The following is a 21,447-nucleotide window of genomic DNA, read 5'->3' as shown; positions in this document are numbered from 1 at the left end:
GCCACACTACTCTCGAAGAGCCAATGCTGTTTCCGGTTTCCATGCAACACGGCGCAGCTTAGGGGCTGGTTCGCTAGCATGGGTTGGTATGACAAACTCCAACGACGCTAAAGAGAACGCTCTTTCCCCGGAACGCCAGGCAGAACGCGACGAGGTTCTAGCCAAGGCTAAAAAGGCCAAGGAGGTCAGTTCCCAGCTGCTGCTGAACACCCAGCAGAAGAACGATCTGCTGGCAGACGCGGCAGATGCGCTGGAGGCTAACGCGGCGGATATTATCGTGGCGAATGAGAAGGATATTGCTGCTGGCAAGGAGCGCGGCTTCGCCGACTCCCTGCTAGACCGTCTGGCGCTGGATGAAGAGCGCATTGCCGGTATCGCTGGCGGTCTGCGTCAGGTAATCGGCCTGGCTGATCCCGTGGGCGAAATCGTGCGTGGACACACCCGCCCCAACGGCCTGCGCATGAAGCAGGTGCGCGTGCCGCTGGGTGTGATGGGCATGGTCTACGAAGCTCGCCCCAACGTCACGGTCGATGCTTTCGGCCTGGCCATCAAGTCCGGCAACGTGCCGCTGCTGCGCGGATCGAAGTCCGCCCGCCACACCAACGAGAAGCTGGTGCAGATCCTGCAGGACGTGGCTGAAAGCCACAACCTGCCGCGTGAGCTGGTGCAGCTGCTGCCGTGCGATACCCATGACTCGGTGCAGGACCTGATCACCGCCCGTGGTCTGGTGGATCTGGTTATCCCGCGCGGTGGCGCGGGGCTGATCAACGCCGTTGTGCTGGGCGCTACCGTGCCCACCATCGAGACCGGTACGGGTAACTGCCACTTCTACATCGACTCCTCTGCGGACATCGAGGAAGCCACCAAGCTGGTTATCAACGGCAAGACCCGCCGCTGCTCCGTGTGCAACGCCACCGAGGTTCTACTGCTGGATTCCGCCTTGCCGGACCCGGACAAAATCTACGTCCTGGAGGAGCTGCAGAAGGCCGGCGTGACCCTACACGGAGAGAAGGATCAGTTGGATCCACTGATCAACGACGTCGTCCCGGCGGAGGAAACCGACTGGACCGACGAGTACCTGAGCTTCGATATCGCCGTGGCCATCGTCGATGGCGTGGAGGAGGCCGTGACCCACATCAATCGTTACGGAACCAGCCACACCGAGGGTATTGCCGCCCGCGACTACAAGACCACCAGCTACTTCGAGCAGTACGTCGACGCAGCCGCTGTCTCCATCAACACCTCCACAGCCTGGACGGACGGAGAGATGTTCGGCTTCGGCGCGGAGATTGGCATCTCCACCCAGAAACTGCACGCCCGCGGACCTATGGGCTTGCCGGAGCTGACGAGCACCAAGTGGATCATCAACGGCGAAGGCCAAGTTCGCCCCTAAGTGCCGCTTTGGCGCCAGCTTTTCCGGTTGAGAAGTGGGCGTCATAAAGAAAGAACAGCTACACCACGAGGGTCAGGCTGGCGCCGAGCGCCAGAACCAGACAGAGGGGGATTTCCCACATACCGACCTTCTTAGGAGTCCACTCGCGCGGGTTAGCCTTCGCGATCGGTGGGATCAGCTTGGCGCGAAGGTCGGCCGCGGCCATCACCAGGATCATCAGGGGACCGCTGGCTGCATAGCCGCCGTCGAGAGCAGCCGCGACAGAGGTGATCAGCGTAAGTAACAAAGCGATCCGGTGATAGCGCAGGGACACACGCTCGAAGGGAGCGTTGTCGCGCTCGCGGATGATCGTCTTTACATAAAAGATCGTGCCGGTGAAATACAGGCCGATGATCAGGGTCGTCACCCAGATGGCCACCGGAGCCTCGCTGAAAAACCACGGCAGAACGGAAAAGCCACTGGCCGAAACGGCGACTATGTACATCAAAGCGCTGGCCACCGTCGTGGAAATGCCGGAGATGAGGCTGCGGGGGCGGCGTCGAAAAACTTCCATCACAGCGACCGCGATCAGCGGGATAAACGCGACCGCCCACCACAGCAAACGGGGCTGCAGGAACAACACCACAGCGCAACACGCGATCGTCAGCGCAGTGTACGTGAGCAGTGGCCAAAGGTAAGCGCGGCGACGGGACGGGGCACGGGTCTTAAACCACAGGCCGAACGCGAAGAAGGCCGCGTAGCCGAAAATCCAGGCTAAAGGCATGAACGTCAGCGCCAGCCACTGCACCGGGTTGCCATAGGAAGGGGCAATGACAGCGGCGGTGATCAGGCCGGTGACTATGGGCAAAAGAAGCATTGCCCATGCGCCATGCTGGTTTGGAACCCACGGGTTGGTACTCATTTCTAGCGCGGAAACTCCCTGATCTTTGACCTATAATTCTGGGCAACAAAGCACGTGAATGGCATTGGGTGCTCGGCACTGGGTGCCCTGTACTGAGTGCCCTGTACTACGTGCCCAGTTCCCATATTCCTCCAGACTAGAATCTTCCCGACCCGATGGGAAAGCCCCGGGTGGCCGTGGAAGCCGAGAAAGCAGAAAAGTACTGTGCAAAAAACTACGACACAGCCCACCAGAGTCGGCATCATGGGCGGGACCTTCGACCCGATCCACAACGGCCACCTGGTTGCAGGCAGCGAGGTCGCGGATCTGTTCGACCTGGATGTCGTTATCTTCGTGCCCACGGGGCAACCCTGGCAGAAGAAGCACAAGCGGGTGTCCGCCGCGGAGGATCGCTACCTGATGACGGTCATCGCGACGGCCTCGAACCCCCGCTTCCTGGTCTCCCGGGTGGATATCGACCGAGGTGGCGATACCTACACGGTCGACACCTTGGCGGATATCCGCGCCCAGTACCCAGAGGCCGAGCTGTTCTTTATTACGGGCTCCGATGCGTTGCAGAAGATCGTGACATGGCGGGACTGGGAAAAAACTTTCGACCTGGCGCACTTTGTGGGTGTGACTCGCCCCGGCTACGAGCTGCCGGCGGGCGATGGCAGCGGCGACGATCCCCTGTCTAGGGAAGTCGCGGCGGGGCGCTTGTCGCTGGTGGAGATTCCCGCCATGGCCATTAGCTCCACTGACGTGCGCGAGCGGGCGACGGAAGGCCGACCGGTGTGGTATCTGGTGCCCGATGGCGTGGTGCAGTACATCGCCAAGCATGGCATGTACGTTTCCAGCGAATAGCTGGTGGGTTGCTAGACTGAGTGTGTTTTTAATCAAGCAAGAAGGGCTGAATTTTTTTGACTGCCACCGCAGAATCTATCGCGCTCGCCGGAGTAGCGGCGCGTGCAGCAGCCGAGAAGCTGGGGGAGGACATCCTGGTTCTCGACGTCTCTGACCGCCTGGCTATCACCGATGTGTTCGTCATCGTCAGTGGCGATAACGAGCGCATGGTTAACTCCATCGTCGACGAGGTGGAGTACGAAGTAGGCCAGGATGGCCCGAAGCCAACCCGTCGCGAAGGCCGTGGCGAGGGGCACTGGGTGCTGCTGGACTACGGCAATGTCGTCGTGCACGTCCAGCGCAAGCAGGAGCGCGAGTTCTACGCGCTGGACCGCCTGTGGCGCGATGCCCCGCAGATCGAGGTCGAGGGTGTGGAGCAGCTGGATCGTGGCGGAAACTGGGATGTCGATGCAGAAGTCGACGTTCTGGAAGCAACGAGCATCGACGACCTGCCGCTGGCCGGCCCCACGCCGGACGCAGACGAGCTTTAAACCCCGGTAGTTTCTGATCATGGGCGAGCGCAGGGTCTATTTGGTCCGTCACGGACAGACGGAATACAACGCCAAAGGGCGGATGCAAGGCCAGCTGGATACGGATCTGTCCCCGGTAGGGGTACAGCAAGCCAAGGTCACGGCGCAGATGCTGGAGGATAAGCGCATCGCCCGGGTGATCTCCAGCGACTTGAAGCGCGCCTACGATACGGCACTGATCCTCGCGGAGCCTTTCGGCTGCGAGGTGACGACCGACCCTCGCTTGCGGGAGACTGATCTGGGGCAGTGGCAAGGCGCCTCGCGCGAAGAGGTCGACCGTGATTTCCCTGGTCAGCGTGCGTATTGGCGCCACGATCCGCTGTGGGCGCCGCCGGGTGGCGAAACGCGCCTGGAGGTAGCCGAGCGCGCCCACGCCGTGATTGAAGAGATCATGGCCACCGATGTTTTCGACGACGGCGATGTGATGATCGTCGCCCACGGCGGAACGATCGGCGCTTTGACTGCCCGTCTATTGGATCTACCGAGCCGTTACTACCCGGTGTTCACCGGCCTGGGCAATGCCTGCTGGTCGCAGCTGCTGGCCCGTCCCCGTTTTACTGGCGAGGCAACGGGAACCACGCCGGTAGCCATTGACGGTTCGACGGTGCCGTTGGTGCCCTCTAGCCGTCCAGACTGGTGGAAGCTGCCGCAGTGGCACCTGGAGGGATGGAATTTGGGCGTGGCCACCGATGCAAGCCCGGATGAAGGTGCCCTTCCAGGTAGTAGCCCTGTTTCTTCTACTCATGACGCCACCGCCTCCGCCCCGCACGATCCCAGCCAGGGGAGGGGCTAGTGGCTGTCCAGATTGTCACTGATTCTTCCTGCTGCTTGCCAGAGGACCTTGCGAAGAAGGCAGGCATCACGGTGCTGGACCTGCACGTGGAAGGCGAGGGCGAAGAGCAGACCACCGCCAGCCTCAGCAGTTTGGAGCTGGCCGCGAGCTATGCGCGCCTGATGGAGCGCGGCGGCGATGCGGGCGTGGTGGCGCTGCACCTGTCCAAGCAACTGTCCGCGACTTTCGCCAACGCTTCCGTGGCCGCGGGAGTTTTCGAGGGCAAGGTGCGGGTGCTGGATTCGAAGAACATCGGGATGGTCCTGGGCTTTGCCGCGCTGCGTGCCGCCGAGGCCGCCCGGGAGGGCGCGGACCTGGATGCGGTGGTGGCCGTGGCGGAGGAATCGCTGAAGAACTCCTCGCTGTGGCTGTATGTCCATGAGCTGGATGTGTTGCGCAAGGGTGGGCGGCTGTCGGTGGGGCAGGCGCTGTTGACCTCCACGCTGGCGATCAAGCCGATCCTGCAGTTAGCGGAGGGCAGGCTGACGTTGGCGGCCAAGACCCGTACCCAGGTGAAAGCCATGGATAGGGTGGTGAAGTTTGTGCGTCAGCTGGTCATCGACGAGGCCGTGGCGGCCAAGGGAAACCCCCGCGATGTGAAGATCGCCGTGCACCACAGCGACGCGGAAGATCAGGCGGTGGATCTTTCTGCCCGGATCGGGGAAATGGTTGAGGAACTGAACCAACTGGAGGCACCAACCGAGCCTCCGGAGCCGCGGGCCCATGGTTTGCGCCGACAGGTACGAGTGGAAACCTGGCAGTCTTTGCCGCAGGTGGAGGTCAGCATTGTGACCATCCCGGAGGTTCTGCAGTTGCACGTCGGCCAGGGGGCATTGGGCGTGGCAGCGACGATGTGGGAGAACTCGACGTCGGACTCGGACTCGGACTGAATTTCCACAGGCAAGGAGTTATCCACAGCCTTCTGGGGTTTTGATCTCTAGAGGGCAAGGGCACGGCGCTGACCGTCCCGCCGGTGTGCTGTGATCGGGCGCATGTCCACACGACGAATGCGGTTGAGTTCCGTAGACAAGGTGCGCGCCCGGGCGGAAGCACTGGCGCAGCCAATGCCCGAACACGAGCTAGCCAACGTCGATCTAGATACGCACGCGGACATGGGCGGCAGGGCTTCGCGGGCGCTGGTGGTGGCGGTTGTGATGGCTGCCCTCATTGGCTTTGCGTTGTTCGCCTGCCAACGGTCGGATTCGGAGGGCGGAGAGGCAGCACCAGCCAGTGGCCCGGAGTTGCTGGCTGGCACGAACGCGCCGGGTAACAATGGCGTGGCGACAAACAGCGCGGGCGGGGCGACTGACAGTGCTGGCGGCGCGGGTGATGCAGGTGCTGCCGGTGGTGCCACAGAGAACTCGGAAGAAGGCGATGGCGACCAGGAGTGCGTCGTCAGCGTGCAGGGCATGGTGCGCCATCCCGGTCTGCTGCGCGTACAGGCGAATACCCGGGTGGGGGAGGCAATAGAGGCAGCGGGAGGAACTCTGCCCAAGGCCGTCGTGCTGGGCATCAATCTGGCCGAGCAGGTCAGTGATGGCATGCAGATTGTGGTGGACGATAAGGGCTCTAGCGTGGTCTACGCCGGGGCGGGGCAGACCTCTGCCGGAGGTGCGGCCGCGCCGGGTGATCCGAACAAGGCGGGCGGCAACCCTGGCGCCAATTCCGGCGCCAAATCCGGTGCCAATTCCGGCTCCAAAGCGGGAGCCTCGGCGGAGGGCAAGATCAACCTCAACACCGCCGATTCTGCGCAGCTGGAAACCATCAGCGGTATTGGCCCCGCCACTGCGGAGGCCATCATCGCCTGGCGCGACTCCAACGGGCCATTCACCAGCGTGGAGCAGCTCCTGGAGGTGCGCGGCATCGGCCCGGCGAAGTTTGAATCGATGCGCGATGCGGTCACCATCTAGCGCCCTTTCCACTGATTCCACTGTTTCCAGCAGCGTCATCGAGCCCTACTCCCCGGAGGCTGTCGCGAAGGCGCGGGGTATAGATCTGCGCCTCGTCCCAGTGGCCCTGACTAGCTGGCTGATGGCCGCTGCGATCATCTTGACCCGCAGCTATTGGCCACTTCTTGTCGGGCTGGCCGCCGCGCTAGGCGGGGCCGTGTGGTGGCTTCGCCTCCGCCGTGCTTATGGCTTTCGCGTTTCCCGGGTGCTCGCGCGCAGCGTCGCTACCGTCGGGGCTATCGCCAGCACAGTCGGGGCCGGCACGTGGTTGCGGATTCTTTTTATTGACGCCCACCCGCTACTGCGCACACTCTCCACCAACGCGGCCGTGGTGCGGGAGCGGGTGACGGTGGCGGGCCTGCCGAAGCAGCTCACGGAGGGGAGGGTGGTGGTTCCCGTAGAAGTCCCCGGCTTGGGGGACGTGCCACTATTCCTGCGTCCCGAGCTAGCCCGCGGAGCTGGCGCGAATGCCATTGATTTCACGTCACTTCAGCCAGGCATGAGCTTCGATATCTCCGCCACTGCGCGCCCAGCCCAAGGGGCAGAGCTCATCCCGGTGACGTTGTCGGCCACCCGGGCGCCGGAGAATCTAGGCGAGCCGGAGGGGCTATGGCGCATCACCAGCTGGCTACGCGAAAGTTTCCACGCGCTGTGCGCCGACCTGCCGTGGGATGCGGGTAAGATCCTGCCCGGCATGGTGATGGGGGACGTCAGCATGCAGGATTCCACCCTTCGCAATCAGTTCACCGTCACGGGGCTCAGCCACCTGAGCGCAGTTTCTGGCTCCAACGTCGCGGTGATCACCGGAACCGCATTGCTCATAGCCACAGCGTGCCGAGCAGGCTACCGAAGCCGGCTCGTTGTAGCAGCGCTATTCTTAGCGGCATTCGTACTGCTGGTCGGCCCGGAACCCAGCGTGCTGCGCGCGGCGATCATGGGCAGCGTTGGCCTGGTGGCCGTGGCATCGGCGCGCTGGACGGACGTGTTGGCCTCCCTGAGCGCCGCCGTTTTGCTACTGATGGTGATCGCCCCGGGCATGGCCATCAGTTACGCCTTCGTATTATCCGTGGCAGCGACCGCGGGCATCCTGGTGGTACTTCCGTGGTGGTCGAAAGCCATTTTGTTGAGGCTGCAGCAAGTCCCCTGGTTGGTCAAAGACGACCGCCCCACCCAGCTGCAAGCGATGGCAGTGCGCATGGTGGTGATCGCCGTGGCTGCGGACCTGGTGACCATCCCGATCATCGTCCACATGACGGGCAAGGTCTCTCTGGTCGCGGTGGTGTGTAACCTCGCCGTGACGGCGGTCGTACCAATCATTACGGTGTTGGGGCTGCTCAGCGCGTTGCTAGCCGCGGTGTATCCACCGCTGACGTTTCTGCTGGCCCAGACAATAGTAGCCCCGGCCGTGCCGTGCGCGGCATGGGTGATGTGGGTAGCGCGCACAGGCTCCACCGCGCCGATGCTAGCTACCCCTGGTGGGTGGTTATGGGCAGCTCTGGCCACCTCACTACTGGCAGGGCTTCTTCTTAGTGTGCGTTACGCCCGGCACTGGCGACAGCTTCGGTGGTGTTGGGTCACGCTCTTGTGCGGCCTGGTGATGCTTGGGTTAGGGGATCGTGGGGGCGTCATAAAACTAGAAAGACCAGATAAACACACAACAGCGACAATGCAGACTGGGGTGATAGACCTCAACGGCACAACGGTGATTCGGGTGAGCGACGACGAGGCGGCGATACGGCAACAGCAACAGATCGCAGACGCCGTGGCAGCCGCGGGTGGGGCAGGGCAGGTGGCCGTGGTGGTGACCGAGTGCGGGAAACCCCACGATAGGCCCAGCTACATGCCCAGTGGGGTGCCGGTGTACTACCCGTGCAAAGACAAGCTGAAGTTCCGTTAGAAGTCCCCGGCGTGGATCTGGCAAGATCGAACCCATGAACGCCACCGAGCACCCCGCACCCATCAACCTCATCGTCGGTGGCGATGATTTCCTCGCCGAACGGCGCCGACAGGGAATCGTGCAGCAGGCACGGGCCGCCAGCGGGGACCCGAACTTGCCGGTGGAGATGCGAAAAGCGTCGGAGCTCAGCGCCCCCGAACTGGCGGAACTACTCAGCCCCAGCTTGTTCGCCGAAGACCGCATCGTCGTGGTCACCGGGGTAGAGGATACGGGTAAGGACATCATCAGCCTGCTGGAACAAGCCATCAAAGACCCGGCGGACGGCGTGGTGCTGATCATCGTGCACACCGGCAAGGGGCGTAACAAAAAGCTGGTAGATAGCTGGCCGAAACTCGGCGCGGTGGTGTTCCAAGCCGGGGCGCTGAAAGGGCGGGAACAGCTCGCCTTCATCGACCAAGAATTCCGCGCCCACGGCGCGCGTGTGACCCGCGAGGTCTGCGAGCTACTGCTGGACGTTGTCGGCAGCGACCTACGGCAGCTGGCCAGCGCCATCAGCCAGCTGATCGCGGATACCGACGGGAACGTAGACGCCGCCGCGGTGAAGCGCTACTACCAGGGCAAAGCGGAAGTCAGCGGTTTCGAAGTGGCGGACTATGCGATCGCCGGAAATGTCTCTGCCGCCGTGGCTCTGGCGCGCCGGGCCCTGCAGCTAGGCGTGCCACCTGTGTTGCTGGCCAGCGCTCTGAGCTCCGCGGTGGCGGACATTGCAAAGGTCGCCGGGGCAGGCAACATTAATTCCCGCCGCGATGCGGCCAAGTTCGGCATGGCGCCGTGGAAGCTGGATAAGACGATCCGTACGGCCCGGCGCTGGAGCACCCCCATGATCGCCCAGGCAGTACAGATCACCGGCGCACTGGATGCCGGGGTGAAGGGCCACAGCACGGACCCCGACTACGCAGTGGAAGATGCGGTGCGCCGGATCGCGCAGGTGGCGCTGCGGCGCTAACACCCGCTATACCGCGGGGCGGAAGCCCTTCCACACACCGCAGTGGATCGCGTCGTTGTAGCGGGATTCAAACTGGTAGTCCCGCGTTTCCTCCCACTGGTCCACGCCACCTTCCAGGTGGGAACCCAGCAGCGCACCCGTCAACGACGCACGGGTGTTGCGGTTGCCCGGCCAATTCACCGCGACGTGCAGGAAATCGTGCGGGGCGTATTGATCACTGTGATCCAGGTACAGCTGCGCCAGCAGCAGGGCAGAAGCCGTGCACGAACCAGCATCCCAGCCCCGGCCGAAGATCTGCACGAACTTGCGGCGGCAGCGGTAAAGCTCCTCGAAGTCGCCCTGGGCGAGGAAAGGATCTAGGTGCTCGCGCACAGCGGCCACGCGGGAAATCAACTCGCTCAGCGGCGCGTCGGGGCCGGTGAGGTCCGTGATCAGCGCCGAATCCAGATCCTGGAGGATGTCGGACTTCTCCTCGTTGGTCAGCAGATTGTCGTTGTCGAAGTTCTCGTCGCCGGCCAGACCCTCAGCGACATTCACCAGGTCGGTGCCCTTGCGGGCGGACACCAGGCATGCCATCACGGCGCACGCCGCACGGGCCACGCCCGAGTCGTGGGTCACCATGCCTTGCAGCACGGACCAGCCCACGCCCTGATCCGACGGAGCCAGCAGCGCACTGGCGGCCACGCGCATGACCGCGCCAGACCCCCCGGAGTGGGTAGACACATCGTCCCAGTGCTCCGCGCCGAGCTGGCTCAGACGGTCCAGCGATTCCGTTGTGGAGGGGCCGGGCAGGCGGTCGTAGTCTGGGTCGGAGTGGTAGTTGATGAAGTGCTGGCCGATGGCCTGCATGCCCTCTTCGCGGTCGAGGTTTCCTCGGTCGATATCCTTCATCGCGGCACAGAGCGCCAACGTCATCTGCGTAGCGTCACTGATAACGAGCGGTTCGGGAAGCGGGGTGCGCTCGGGCTGCGGAGGCATCTGGTACGGGTAGCCCCACGCATCGCCCAATGCGGTGCCGAGCAGGGCTGATCGGAAACGATCCTTCATCCCTTCTTCGAACTCCTTCGGAAAGTCATTGCGTTTGAAACCTAGCTAATCACTTTAGGGCAAAGTGAAAGCCCGCACCCGGGGAGGTTGTTGTTGTCGTTGCTTAGTGACGCAACGTCTCAACCTCTTTTAAAGGATGCGGGCCTCTTTTACACAAGAAGCTAGCGAAAGCTTAAGCCATCTTGTTGAAGCGAGCGGCCATACCGGACTTCTTGTTCGCCGCGTTGTTGCGGTGAATGGTGCCCTTGGTGACGGCCTTGTCGTAGAAGCGGGAAGCGACGCGCAGCTGAGCCTCTGCGGCTTCCTTGTCGCCAGCCTCAACCGCAGCGTTGAACTTGCGGGTCTCGGTGCGCAGACGGGAGCGGATAGCCTGGTTGCGCTTGCGGGCGATCTCGTTGGTCAGAACGCGCTTCTTCTGCTGCTTGATGTTTGCCATGGTGGCGTGCCTCTTTTCCTAAAAGTCTTCGAAAAAAATTTTGACGTTCATTGGAAGCACAAAGCTTCGCTGTGTCCACGTGATCTCTTACACCCCACCCAAGGTCCTGTGGAATGCGACGTGGCCTGCAGTGCTTACGTATTGCGGGGCGTACTTTTTGCGAGCGCAACACGGGCACTGTGAACTCGAGAAATGTTAGCAGTATAGGTCGGGAAACGACAAAACGCGGGGAGCTTAGCTCCAGCCGTAGACCTGGCGGAGTTCGTTGGCCACCCGTTCAAAGCGACGGGCTGGCAGCGGGATGCCGCGGCGCTGAATGTGGGACTCCGGAACCTGCAGCACCTTATCCATTCGTACCCAGCTATCCAGGTCCGCGCCGGTACTCCACGGACCAGTGCCGACGGGGATCCAGTTGATCTTATCGGCGTATTCTTCCCGGGAGGAGATCAGTAGCGTTAGTAGCCGGTGGTGGTTGCGACCCACCACGAGGACCGCGCGTTGCTCGGGAACCATGCCCTTCTTGGGGCGAATGTTCGCCCACACGACCTCTCCAGCATCTGCCTGCCCGTCCATATCCGGGATGTAAGTGACGGCACGGGCAAGATCCCGGCTGGGGGTCTTAATAGTTTCCTCCCGCGACTCCGTCGCAGCAGCGTGCTTCGCCCCCATGCCCAGATGTGCGTTGAGTTCCGCGATGCCGCGCTTCAGCGCTTGCTTGCGCGTGAAATGACGCAGGTAAAAATGCTGGAAGAATCCCCGAATAGCCCCAAAGAGATTGGTGGATTTGCCACGTGGGGGCGTCACTTCCACATCACTAACTTCGGAACCAGCCATAGCTGACAGATTACCTGAACGAGGCACACACAGGAATGCAGTTTCGCAGCCAAACCCCGTCTGCTACTTCCGGGCCGATACATAGTAGGGTTACGCGTAAGCGAAAGAGGAGGGCACATGGCAGCCAAGCAGAAGAATTACGCCACAGAGACGTTCACGGACCCGGAGAGGATCCGCAACTTCTGCATCATTGCCCACATTGACCACGGCAAATCCACCCTGGCGGACCGCATCCTGCAGATGTCCGGCGTAGTCGAAGACCGCGACATGCGCGACCAATACCTGGACAACATGGATATTGAGCGCGAGCGTGGCATCACCATTAAGGCGCAGAACGTGCGCCTTCCATGGGTGCCGAAGACGGGCCCACACGCGGGTGAAGAACTCGTGATGCACCTGATCGATACGCCCGGCCACGTGGACTTCACCTACGAGGTCTCCCGCGCCCTGGAGGCATGTGAGGGCTGCATCCTGCTGGTCGACGCAGCGCAGGGCATCGAGGCCCAGACGCTGGCGAACCTGTACCTGGCGATGGAAAACGACCTGGAAATCATCCCGGTGCTGAACAAGATCGACCTGCCGGCAGCAGACCCGGAGAAGTACTCGCTGGAGCTCGCCCACATTATTGGTTGCGAGCCGGAGGACGTGCTGCGCGTATCCGGTAAGACGGGCGAGGGTGTGCCCGAGCTGCTGGATAAGGTCTGCGAACTTGTGCCCGCTCCCGTGGGGGACGCTGATGCCCCGGCCCGCGCCATGATCTTCGACAGCGTCTACGACATCTACCGCGGCGTGGTGACCTACGTGCGCATGATGGACGGCAAGCTGGAATCCCGCCAGAAGATCCAAATGATGAGTACCGGCGCGACCCACGAAACCCTGGAAATCGGCGTGGTCTCCCCAGAACCGACGAAGACCAAGGGCCTGGGTGTGGGCGAGGTTGGCTACATCATCACCGGTGTGAAGGACGTTCGCCAGTCCAAGGTGGGCGATACGATCACCTGGGCGACCAACGGAGCCGAGGTGCCTTTGAAGGGCTACCAGGAGCCGACCCCGATGGTGTACTCCGGCCTGTTCCCAATCAGCGCCGACCAGTACCCCGACCTGCGCGAAGCAATCGAGAAGCTGCAGCTTAACGATGCTTCCCTGACTTTCGAACCGGAGACTTCGGTGGCCCTGGGCTTCGGCTTCCGCTGTGGGTTCCTGGGGCTGCTGCACATGGAGATCACCCGCACCCGCCTGGAGCGCGAGTTCGGCCTGGACCTGATCTCCACCGCGCCTTCCGTGGTCTACCGTGTGGTCAAGGAGGACGGCAAGGAAGTCTACGTCCGCAACCCCTCGGACTGGCCGGGCGGCAAGATGCGTGAGGTCTACGAGCCGATCGTGAAGATGACCGTGATCGTGCCGGCGGAGTTCCTGGGTTCGACTATGGAGCTGTGCCAGTCCAAGCGTGGCCAGATGGGCGGCATGGACTACTTGTCCGAGGACCGCGTGGAGCTGCGCTACACCATGCCGCTGGGCGAGATCATCTTCGACTTCTTCGACCAGTTAAAGTCCCGCACCAAGGGCTACGCTTCGCTGAACTACGAGGAAGCTGGCGAGCAGCTGGCCGACCTGGTGAAGGTCGACATCCTGCTGCAGGGCGACCCGGTGGATGCATTCAGCGCGATCGTGCACCGCGAAAACGCCCACTGGTACGGCAACAAGATGACGGTGAAGCTCAAGGAGCTTATCCCGCGCCAGCAGTTCGAGGTGCCGGTGCAGGCTGCCATCGGCTCCAAGATCATTGCCCGCGAGAACATCCGCGCCCTGCGCAAGGACGTTCTTTCCAAGTGCTACGGCGGCGACGTCTCGCGTAAGCGCAAGCTGCTGGAAAAGCAGAAGGAAGGCAAGAAGCGCATGAAGGCTATCGGTTCGGTTTCTGTTCCGCAGGAAGCCTTCGTCGCTGCCCTGTCTACTGATGCCGACTAGGTTTATTGACGCCGACTAGTTTCCACCGAGCGCCCGTACCGACGCGGCCAGGCGGTTGATTTCGCTTAAGGAGAGCTCCTCGTCCGCGTGGGCGTTGCAGTAATCCAGCAGGGTATACCCGGTGAGCTGCAGCTGGTTGTGCTTGGCCCACACGCGGCGCGCGTACGACGAGTTGTTGTTGATCATCTTCATCATGTGCTTGCGCTCGCTGAGCAGCTCGAACTGCAGGTCGCGGCGTGCGTAGAGGGCATCGTCGGGGTGGGTAGTCAGCAATGCGCCCAGCAGGGAGCCCATGGCGGCTTTACAATGGCCGACCAGGCGGCGGTGATAGTGGGCGTCCGACGTAGTGCGCCAGAACCACAAGAAAACAAACGAACAGATCATCGCAACAAACACCTCGGCCAGGCGATCGATGGTGACATCGCTGAGCGGGCGGGCGAGCGAGTTACCCATCATCAGAGCCATGGGGGTGGTGAAGATGACGGTGAACGCATAGTTCTTGACGATGAAGAACTCGGCGGCGAATTGGCAAATGGCCAGGAGGAACAGCAGGGGTAGGCCGCCGATCTGGAAGGCGTGGGCGATGGCGAACAAGCCGATGCCCAGCACGGAGCCCAAGAGTCGGTGGACGCCGCGGATGGTGCCGGGGATTTTCTCTGGCCCCCACTGCAGGATCAGCAGAGCGGTAATCACACCCCAGTCGGGACGATCCAGCCCCAGCCAGATGGTGAGGGTGCAGGAGGTCAGGCTGGCGAGCACTACTTTTTCCATGCTGAGTTCCGCATGGCTGTGGATGTTCAGAGAGCGGCCGATGCGGTACTTCACCGACGGCTGGTGGTGGGGGATGGCGGTGCGGGTGGGCTCGACCATGCCGTTGGAGTCGGAGAAATCCTCGTCCGTGTCGACGTAACCGGCCTCGGCACTGAGAGCCATGAGTCGCTTGCGGGCCTGTTGCACCTGCGCCACCAGGTTGCGCTGAGCTTCGCGGACAACCTTGCCACCAGAGACGATCCCTGCTCCCATGAGAGCGGACCAGGCCTCAAACAAAGAGGTGCGGGCGAGGTAGTAGTGGCCGGGCGAAGGATCGGCCTCGAAGTCCGCAACCGCGTTGTTGAGGGTGCGGATCGCCTGCTGCTCTGGGCCCCGCGGGTTGAGCAGGGCGGGGAACATGCCGACGATGACGGCGACGAACGCGCCGAACAGAGCCCAGCCACCGATGGCTAGCGGGTTGAGGCCGTTGCGGGCGATCATCGTGGCGCCGCCGGAGACCATGACGATGAAGAAGCCGCCCGGTGGCGGCAGACGCAGAGCGTTCTGGGCATAGGTGAATACGCCCGACAGGAAGGTGCAATAGGCACCGGCGATCAGGAGCCACCAGTGCGAACCCCCGGAGTCCATGTGCGCCCACATCATCTTTCCCAGCCATGCTGCGATGGTGGGGCAGATGGCCAGAAGTGCGGCGGAGAAGACCATGACCTTCAGACGGGTTCGGTATGGAAGGTTGCCGCCGTAAATAACAGCGAACGCGCCTCCGGCGACTAGCAGCATCGCATCGGTGTGGCCTAAAGACCACGCGATTGTGCCCGGGATCAGCAAAGACAGTGCGGCCCGTACGCCAGCTGCCCAGCCTTTGGCCTTGGAGTTGAAGGTAGTGAAGAGTTCCCAGGCGCTAGGGTGCTGGGGGATGGGGAACTCGGCGGGGCGCTTTACGGGACTGGGCTGGCTCACTGCGGCTGTAGGCCTCCTCGAAGGATCGCTCAAGGGAACGAAAAGGATCGGGTTGGACAGTCATAGTCTAACCGCAGAGAATCGAACGTCCCGCTGTGGGTTGTCCGGGCTCTACCTACACTAAGAGTCATGAACTACAAAGAGCCGCAGGGTTATGGCGAGCAGGGCAAGAAGGATTACTTGGCTGGCTGGATGCCGGACGAGGATCCCACCGACGGGCACGTCGTGCGTTCCACAGACGAGCAAGAAGTGGAAACCCGCCGCATCCGGTTGGCCAGGTACCGCCCGAATACCGCTAAAAAGCTCGCGGCGTGGCTTGCACTGATCTTGGGTGGCATGATGCTTGTCGGGATTCCTTCGGGGGCTGTGGAAGGTACCTCGGGAGGTCTAAAAATCCTCCTCGCAGTCCTGTATTTCCTCGTCTTCGCAGGCCCAGCGTTGTATTGGATATATGCGAACAAACGCGATACGAAGTCGGTTCGGCAATGGGCCGCCACGGAAGCTGATTACCGGGAGGTGTGGGAATCCTTCGACCCGGCAACAAAGTCCGTGTTCGCTCGACCTGCTCCGTCCGAAGAGCTGCCGTTGCTGCCGAAGCGCCCCTGGCTGTGGATCTGGATCGCGGAGTTTGCGTTGATCGCTACCGCCGGCGCGCTGACCCCTGCCTAACGTTCGCCTTATCCGCGCAGGGCACGAGGGGGAGTCCTACTGTGGAGTGGCGATTGTGAGGTAGTCGAACCACTTCTTTTGCTTCAGAGTGAAGTCTGCCCCAAAGTCGTAATCGTTCGATTTGCCTACCCGACACATTAGAGTGCTGCCGTCCGACCCCACGAGGCAGTCCATCGCATGAGTATCACCGGAATCGGGGTCAGTGACCGTGATGCTCGCACGGGGGATAGCCGTCACGCTAGGGTCGCTAGACCTATAGACGTAGGTGGGCTTCAATGCCGCTGCATAAATCACATCGGCGAACTCGCATGACGTGCGCAGCGGAACGCTGATCTCAGCGCCATTTGCAGTGACCCCGCAGTCATTTCGCGGGTAAGCAGGTCCCCCGTTGGAAGAGGAACGTTTGCGTTTACCTCGCGTCGGCTCAGCTGCGCGGTTGTTGCTATCCGGGGCGGAGGTGTGACCGGAACCGTGGTTTGAAGCCGGTGGGGTGGGGTTGGGGCCGGACTTCTTCGAGCTGTCCTTCTTAGAGCCTTCACCCTTGGCTGCGGAATCTTGCCGCGCAGAGCTGTTGGCGGAGCTTTCGGAGTCGGCGGCATCGTTGGAGTTTTCAGAACCGCAGGCGCTTAGGCTCAGTGCGGCGACGGAGAGCAGGGCAAGGGCAGACGTGCGCTTCATGAAAACGTCCTTAAGTAAAGAAAAGAGTTGTATTAAAGAAGAAGCCTAGCGCTTCCGCTAGTCATTCACAGTGAGAACGACCTTTCCCAGCGCGTGCCCCGACTCCACCTCATCGTAGCCCTCGGCGGCTGCGCTGAAGGACAGCTCCCTGCCGATGACCGGGCGCATCGCGCCCTCCGCGACCAAGCGGGCGAGTTCTGCGAAACGCTCCTGGGTACGGGTGCGAGTGATGCCGCTACCGCCCAGGCGGGTGGCCAGCTGTTTGTCTGCGGCGCTGCGGATGGCGCCCTCTGGTGCAAGATGCGCCAGCCCCTCCAAGACCTCGCCGCCGACCAGATCCAGAATGCCGTCTACCGGTGGGACGGTGACATGGGAACCGGTCTTGCCCAGTTCCGCGGTATCCATAAAGCGCGCCCCCAGGCGCTCCACGAGCATCTTCTTGCGGGCGCTGGCGATGCCGATGACCTCAATGTTGTAATGCCGCGCCAACTGCAGAGCATGCGTGCCCACTCCGCCGCCCGCGCCGATCACCAGCAGGCGGGCGCCCTCATCCGGCCAGGTTTCCAGGTCGTGCAGTTCCGCCAAAGCGTCGTAGGCGGTCCCGGCGGCCGCGGGCAGGCAGGCCGCATCCGTGGCCTCCACACCGCTGGGGATAGTTGCGGTCGAGGTGGCGTCCAAAAGCACGAAAGAATCGCTGGCAGCACCAGTGCCAGAGAAAGCCGACCCGAAGACATGATCGCCTGGCGAAAACCCGGTGGAAGGATCGGCTTCGACGACGATCCCGGCGGCCTCGCGACCCATGGCCATGGGGAACTCGACGGGGAAAGCGCCCTGGCGCTGGCCGTTGCGCACCTTGATGTCGCCGGGGTTCAGGCTGATCGCGGTGGGGCGGATCAGCACGCTGCCGGGCTGCCACTGGAGGTCGGGGACATCAAGGAACCGGGTGACCTCGGGGCCGCCGAAAGATTCAAAGCCGAAGATACGCATGAGCCCCATGGTAGGGGGCTGCTAGTTTTTGGCGAAGCGGCGCGCGAGGAAGGCAAACAGTGCGCCGGAGATGTTGTGCCAGACGGCGGCGACCGCGCCGGGGATGGCGGCTTCCGGAGCCCAGTACTTGCCCTACATTCCAGATGCCAGGCCGGCGGACTGCGTGGCGACCTCGATGGCGGTGGTGCGGCACACAGCAGGGGACTCGCCGGTCGCACGGGCGGCGAAGTAACCCAGGACGTAGCCGATGGTGTTGTGGATGATCACAGCAATCAGCACCGTGACGCCGATGTTCATCAGGGTCTCGGAAGACTTAGCCACGGCGGGGAAGACCACGCCACCAATGGCGACGATCGACAGCCACGGCAGGATCGGAAGCAGGGCCTGGACGAAGCGGTCGAAGATCACGCGGATGACCAAGCCGCCGATGACGGGCAGCAGCACGGTCTGCACCAGGCTCCACGCCATGGACTTGCCATCCACGGGGGTTTCCTCGCCCGCCAGCAACAGCATGATCACCGGGGTGACCAGCGGGGAGAGGATGGTGGACACGGAGGTCATGGTCACAGACAGGGCAACATCGCCGCGGGCTAGGTAAGAAACCACGTTGGAGGTCGTGCCACCCGGCACCGAACCGAGCATCAGCAGGCCGATAGCCAGCATGGGGTTCAGCCCCAGCAGCTTGGCCACGGCCACAGCACCCAGCGGCATGATGACGAACTGCGCCAGCACGCCGATGAAGATCGGCAGGGGGCGCTTGATGACCAGTGCGAAGTCGGGCAGCGTCAGCGTCAGCCCCATGCACAGCATGATGATCGCAATCATCGTGGAGATGTGTGCCGCCAGCGGTGTGAACGTCTCGGGCGTGACTAGCGCGAGGCCGGCGCCGATCAGGATAAAAGCGGGGGAGGGAAAGCGTTAGAGTGGGGCTGGTACCCGCACACAAGGAGTGAAAATGAGCCATCCCCGCACCTGGTTCACCAGCGACCTTCATCTAGGCCACCCCTTCGTTGCTGAGCTGCGCGGATACGATCGCGGAGATACCGATGTCGAACGCCACGATGCGGCCATCCTTGGCAACCTCACCGCGGCTCTCAGCCCCGGCGATACCTTGTGGGTGCTGGGGGACATTTCTTCCGGTTGGGGTCCGCAGGAGGAAAGGGCGCTATCGCTGCTACACGATGCGTTGTCGGGCCTAGACGTGACGGCGCATTTGATTGCCGGAAATCACGACACCTGTCATCCGCTGCACGCCAATAGCGCGACTCGCCAGCGCAGGTTCCTGGAGGTCTTCGATTCCGTTCAGCCGTACCAGTGCATTGTCCCGTGGGATCCGGACGGCGATGGGGTGGCGGACAATGAGGATCTAGCGAAGAAGGCCGATAGTGAAGTTGCCTGGCTGTGCCACTTTCCGCGCCCCGGGCAAGACCATGAGGGCATGGAGTCGCGCTATGACAACCTGCGCTTGAATGTGCCCTTTGTGATTCACGGCCACCTGCACTCCGCGGAACCCGTCACCGGTCCCGGCCAGGTTGATGTCGGCGTGGATGCCTGGGGTATGCACCCGGCGCCCTACCAAGAGGTCATGGAGTTGCTCTACCGCTAGGCCGCGCTACGCGCGTTGGGCGAGAACACACGTTGCTATTTATGTATATTTATTCTGTGTTTTCTTAACTAGATCTTTTTCTAGTTGACGCCCACTTGTCAGCCCAAGACAAGGTCAACCAACGGGACTAGAGGTTATGACGTTCAACTTTTCCCAGTACACCTACCGGCCGCGGCATGCGGCCAAGGATTCTCGCCACTCCGTAGCCAAGGGTTTCGCTACGGCCGCAATGACTGCTGCAGTGGGCGTTGCCGGCCTGGCTGTTCCGGCCAACGCAGCCCCGGCTGCTCCAGGCCCCGCCGGATCGGTGCCTCCGCTGCCGCAGGTTCAGCTTCCGCAGCTCCCACCGCCACCGAAGTTGCCGCCCGTGCCGCAGGCCGTGGAGGACGCTCTCAACAAACTGGGCATGTCCGCCAACCAGATCCCAGGATCCTCTGCGCCGAACCGCCCTGTGCCGAATCGACCGGCACCGAATCGCCCGGCACCGAACCCTGGCTACAAGGTGCGCACGATCCACAACGTGCCCGCCCGCACTTCCCTGGCCGTGGTGACCAACAACGGCATCGCCAAGACCCCGAACGCGGATGAGGCGCGCCCAGGGTTGTCCATTGTGAAGCTGTACATGGCCGATTACGTGTTGCGCTACGGCGACCGAAGCAACTCTGACCGCTACCTGGCCGAGCGCATGATTCGCTTCTCGGACGATGGAGCTGCTTCGAAGATCAACCGGAAGTACCCGCGGGCAATCAGCACTATTGCCCGCGAATACGGACTGCGCAATACCCGTGCGGCTGCCCACTGGGGCAACTCCTACACCTCGGCCACGGATACTGCGCGCTTCCTGCACCAGCTGCGCATCCGGCACCCGCGCTCTGCAGTTCTGCACTGGATGCGCACTGCAGCTCCCGTGGCAGCCGATGGAACCCGCCAGGACTGGGGTACCGTCCACCTGCCGGGTGTCAACGGCACCAAGTGGGGCTGGTCGGACTCCGGCCCGCAGACTTTGGCCTCGGCTTCTTTCGGTAACGGCTACACAGTCGCATCGTTTTCCTGGGGCGGTCGCGGGGTTCAGAACGCAGATACTCGCGCAGCAGCAGGTTACCTGCGTTAGCATGTTCCTCGGAGTCTAGAGGTGCGTGCAGGTTGGCCTGGGCGTGTTACCCTCAGGCCAACCGATATTGGCTCTTGTTATGGAAAGTTTTAGATAGATGGCACCACAGGACAACAATCCCTTTGGCGGAGGAGGAAACGGCAACTCTGACCCGTTCTCCTCCTCGAATGGTGGCAGCAACGGCACCGGCGCTGGATCCGCGGACAATACCCCGGAGCCGCCACAGTACCGTCGTCAGGACGACCAAAGTACCCAAGTATTCGGTTCCTCTGGAACCAATAATGCAGCAGGCGCTCAGGGTGCTGGCCAATATGGTTCGCCCTATGGAGCCCCGCAAGGTGCCGCTAACGCTGCGCCGGGTGGCGCACCTTACCCCGGTAACCAGGGGTTTAACCCCTCCCAGGGTGGATATGGCCAGCAGGGGTACGGCCAGCAGGGGTACGGTCAGCAGGGTTACGGTCAACCCGGCCAGCCCGGCCAGCCGTTTGGTCAGCCTTATGGCCAGGGCGGCCCCAACGCTCAGGGCGGAAATGGCAATGTAGCCAAGATCGTCATTGGTTTGCTGGTTCTGGTTGCCCTCATTGTTGGCGGTGTACTGATCTACAACTCCATGTCCGATGACGATGAGGGTGGAGACAAGAAGCCCAGCTCCTCCGAAAGCCAGCCGACGAACACGACGGGCCAGGGAGGTAGCGACAGTTTGGGTGGATCCGGCGGTTCTGGTGACTCTGGCGGATCCGGCGGAGGTAACACGTCTCCTAGCCTGCCGTTCCCAACCGACAACTTCCCGACGATGGGAACTGACCTGTCGGACATGGAGGACTTGCTCGACGATAGCCTGAGTGACCTCAACGACCTCATGAGCAGCTTGTCTAATAGTCCCAGGGAGCCGCAGGGCACCCCGAGCTAAAGCTCAACGTCACCGGCCAATGCCACATACAAGAAGCCCCCAGGCGGACTTTGAACTAGCCCCCGAAAGTTGGACTGGTTTAA

The 21,447-nt window shown here is 62.4% G+C and carries 20 protein-coding genes and 1 pseudogene; 13 read left to right on the top strand and 8 right to left on the bottom strand.

The window, feature by feature from the left end:
• Window positions 1-88 precede the first annotated feature (88 nt).
• Window positions 89-1,393 carry a glutamate-5-semialdehyde dehydrogenase gene (locus HMPREF2678_RS00350; RefSeq protein WP_034993520.1) on the top strand — a complete coding sequence of 435 codons (1,305 nt, stop codon included), beginning with the start codon at window positions 89-91 and terminating at the stop codon, window positions 1,391-1,393.
• 58 nt (window positions 1,394-1,451) lie between these two features.
• On the opposite strand, the gene HMPREF2678_RS00345 is transcribed toward HMPREF2678_RS00350, so the two are convergent.
• Window positions 1,452-2,294: a YwiC-like family protein gene (locus HMPREF2678_RS00345; protein ID WP_070550486.1), complete on the bottom strand. Its 843-nt coding sequence runs from the start codon at window positions 2,292-2,294 to the stop codon at window positions 1,452-1,454.
• 204 nt (window positions 2,295-2,498) lie between these two features.
• Between HMPREF2678_RS00345 and nadD the strand changes: the two genes are divergently transcribed.
• The 7 genes from nadD to holA all read left to right on the top strand — a co-directional run bounded on the left by nadD (window position 2,499) and on the right by holA (window position 9,390).
• Window positions 2,499-3,137, top strand: coding sequence for a nicotinate-nucleotide adenylyltransferase (gene nadD / locus HMPREF2678_RS00340; protein WP_080716112.1), 639 nt, complete (start codon window positions 2,499-2,501; stop codon window positions 3,135-3,137).
• A 56-nt stretch (window positions 3,138-3,193) separates the two neighbouring features.
• Entirely contained in the window at window positions 3,194-3,667 is a 474-nt protein-coding gene (gene rsfS, locus HMPREF2678_RS00335) for a ribosome silencing factor (protein ID WP_034973299.1), read from the top strand.
• A 19-nt stretch (window positions 3,668-3,686) separates the two neighbouring features.
• Window positions 3,687-4,499 carry a histidine phosphatase family protein gene (locus HMPREF2678_RS00330; RefSeq protein ID WP_070550485.1) on the top strand — a complete coding sequence of 271 codons (813 nt, stop codon included), beginning with the start codon at window positions 3,687-3,689 and terminating at the stop codon, window positions 4,497-4,499.
• Complete coding sequence (locus tag HMPREF2678_RS00325; RefSeq protein ID WP_070550484.1) at window positions 4,499-5,428, top strand: DegV family protein; 930 nt, start codon at window positions 4,499-4,501, stop codon at window positions 5,426-5,428. Before HMPREF2678_RS00330 ends, HMPREF2678_RS00325 begins: the two co-directional genes overlap by 1 nt.
• A 117-nt stretch (window positions 5,429-5,545) precedes the next feature.
• On the top strand, window positions 5,546-6,448 hold the full coding sequence (locus HMPREF2678_RS00320) for a ComEA family DNA-binding protein (RefSeq protein WP_246817843.1): 903 nt from the start codon (window positions 5,546-5,548) through the stop codon (window positions 6,446-6,448).
• Window positions 6,432-8,384, top strand: coding sequence for a ComEC/Rec2 family competence protein (locus tag HMPREF2678_RS00315; protein WP_246817842.1), 1,953 nt, complete (start codon window positions 6,432-6,434; stop codon window positions 8,382-8,384). Before HMPREF2678_RS00320 ends, HMPREF2678_RS00315 begins: the two co-directional genes overlap by 17 nt.
• Before the next feature lie 34 nt (window positions 8,385-8,418).
• A complete protein-coding gene (gene holA, locus HMPREF2678_RS00310) occupies window positions 8,419-9,390 on the top strand; it encodes a DNA polymerase III subunit delta (RefSeq protein WP_070550483.1) in 972 nt (323 codons plus the stop codon).
• 6 nt (window positions 9,391-9,396) lie between these two features.
• Here holA and HMPREF2678_RS00305 read toward each other — a convergent pair whose 3' ends face one another.
• The 3 genes from HMPREF2678_RS00305 to HMPREF2678_RS00295 form a co-directional block, all read right to left on the bottom strand.
• Window positions 9,397-10,437 (bottom strand): ADP-ribosylglycohydrolase family protein, encoded by a 1,041-nt coding sequence (locus HMPREF2678_RS00305; RefSeq protein WP_034973291.1) that lies wholly within the window; start codon window positions 10,435-10,437, stop codon window positions 9,397-9,399.
• 172 nt (window positions 10,438-10,609) lie between these two features.
• Window positions 10,610-10,873 carry a 30S ribosomal protein S20 gene (gene rpsT / locus HMPREF2678_RS00300; RefSeq protein ID WP_005296442.1) on the bottom strand — a complete coding sequence of 88 codons (264 nt, stop codon included), beginning with the start codon at window positions 10,871-10,873 and terminating at the stop codon, window positions 10,610-10,612.
• Window positions 10,874-11,107: 234 nt separating this feature from the next.
• Window positions 11,108-11,707, bottom strand: coding sequence for a type II toxin-antitoxin system PemK/MazF family toxin (locus HMPREF2678_RS00295; protein ID WP_034967027.1), 600 nt, complete (start codon window positions 11,705-11,707; stop codon window positions 11,108-11,110).
• Window positions 11,708-11,824: 117 nt separating this feature from the next.
• Between HMPREF2678_RS00295 and lepA the strand changes: the two genes are divergently transcribed.
• Entirely contained in the window at window positions 11,825-13,675 is a 1,851-nt protein-coding gene (gene lepA, locus HMPREF2678_RS00290) for a translation elongation factor 4 (RefSeq protein ID WP_034967032.1), read from the top strand.
• Between the two features lie 15 nt (window positions 13,676-13,690).
• Here lepA and HMPREF2678_RS00285 read toward each other — a convergent pair whose 3' ends face one another.
• On the bottom strand, window positions 13,691-15,403 hold the full coding sequence (locus HMPREF2678_RS00285) for an FUSC family protein (protein ID WP_070550482.1): 1,713 nt from the start codon (window positions 15,401-15,403) through the stop codon (window positions 13,691-13,693).
• 129 nt (window positions 15,404-15,532) lie between these two features.
• On the opposite strand from HMPREF2678_RS00285, the gene HMPREF2678_RS00280 reads away from it, so the two are divergent.
• Window positions 15,533-16,072 carry a hypothetical protein gene (locus HMPREF2678_RS00280; protein ID WP_035001505.1) on the top strand — a complete coding sequence of 180 codons (540 nt, stop codon included), beginning with the start codon at window positions 15,533-15,535 and terminating at the stop codon, window positions 16,070-16,072.
• Between the two features lie 36 nt (window positions 16,073-16,108).
• Here the strand turns inward: HMPREF2678_RS00280 and HMPREF2678_RS00275 are convergent, their stop codons facing one another.
• From HMPREF2678_RS00275 to HMPREF2678_RS00265, 3 genes and pseudogenes are all read right to left on the bottom strand, one after another.
• Complete coding sequence (locus HMPREF2678_RS00275; RefSeq protein WP_070550481.1) at window positions 16,109-16,750, bottom strand: hypothetical protein; 642 nt, start codon at window positions 16,748-16,750, stop codon at window positions 16,109-16,111.
• 57 nt (window positions 16,751-16,807) lie between these two features.
• Window positions 16,808-17,746: an NADP-dependent oxidoreductase gene (locus HMPREF2678_RS00270; protein WP_083303376.1), complete on the bottom strand. Its 939-nt coding sequence runs from the start codon at window positions 17,744-17,746 to the stop codon at window positions 16,808-16,810.
• 12 nt (window positions 17,747-17,758) lie between these two features.
• Window positions 17,759-18,634, bottom strand: a pseudogene (locus tag HMPREF2678_RS00265) (bile acid:sodium symporter family protein).
• Window positions 18,635-18,692: 58 nt separating this feature from the next.
• Between HMPREF2678_RS00265 and HMPREF2678_RS00260 the strand changes: the two are divergent.
• From HMPREF2678_RS00260 to HMPREF2678_RS00250, 3 genes are all read left to right on the top strand, one after another.
• On the top strand, window positions 18,693-19,343 hold the full coding sequence (locus HMPREF2678_RS00260) for a metallophosphoesterase (protein WP_070550480.1): 651 nt from the start codon (window positions 18,693-18,695) through the stop codon (window positions 19,341-19,343).
• A 136-nt stretch (window positions 19,344-19,479) separates the two neighbouring features.
• A complete protein-coding gene (locus HMPREF2678_RS00255) occupies window positions 19,480-20,454 on the top strand; it encodes a serine hydrolase (protein WP_034980986.1) in 975 nt (324 codons plus the stop codon).
• Between the two features lie 97 nt (window positions 20,455-20,551).
• Window positions 20,552-21,364 (top strand): hypothetical protein, encoded by an 813-nt coding sequence (locus tag HMPREF2678_RS00250; RefSeq protein WP_034973278.1) that lies wholly within the window; start codon window positions 20,552-20,554, stop codon window positions 21,362-21,364.
• The last annotated feature ends 83 nt before the right edge of the window (window positions 21,365-21,447 follow it).

The organism is Corynebacterium sp. HMSC058E07 (genome assembly GCF_001809885.1).
Taxonomy (GTDB): Bacteria; Actinomycetota; Actinomycetes; order Mycobacteriales; family Mycobacteriaceae; genus Corynebacterium; species Corynebacterium macclintockiae.
The sequence above is the reverse complement of the archived record's forward strand: the minus strand, read 5'-3'. Positions and strand labels throughout refer to the sequence as shown.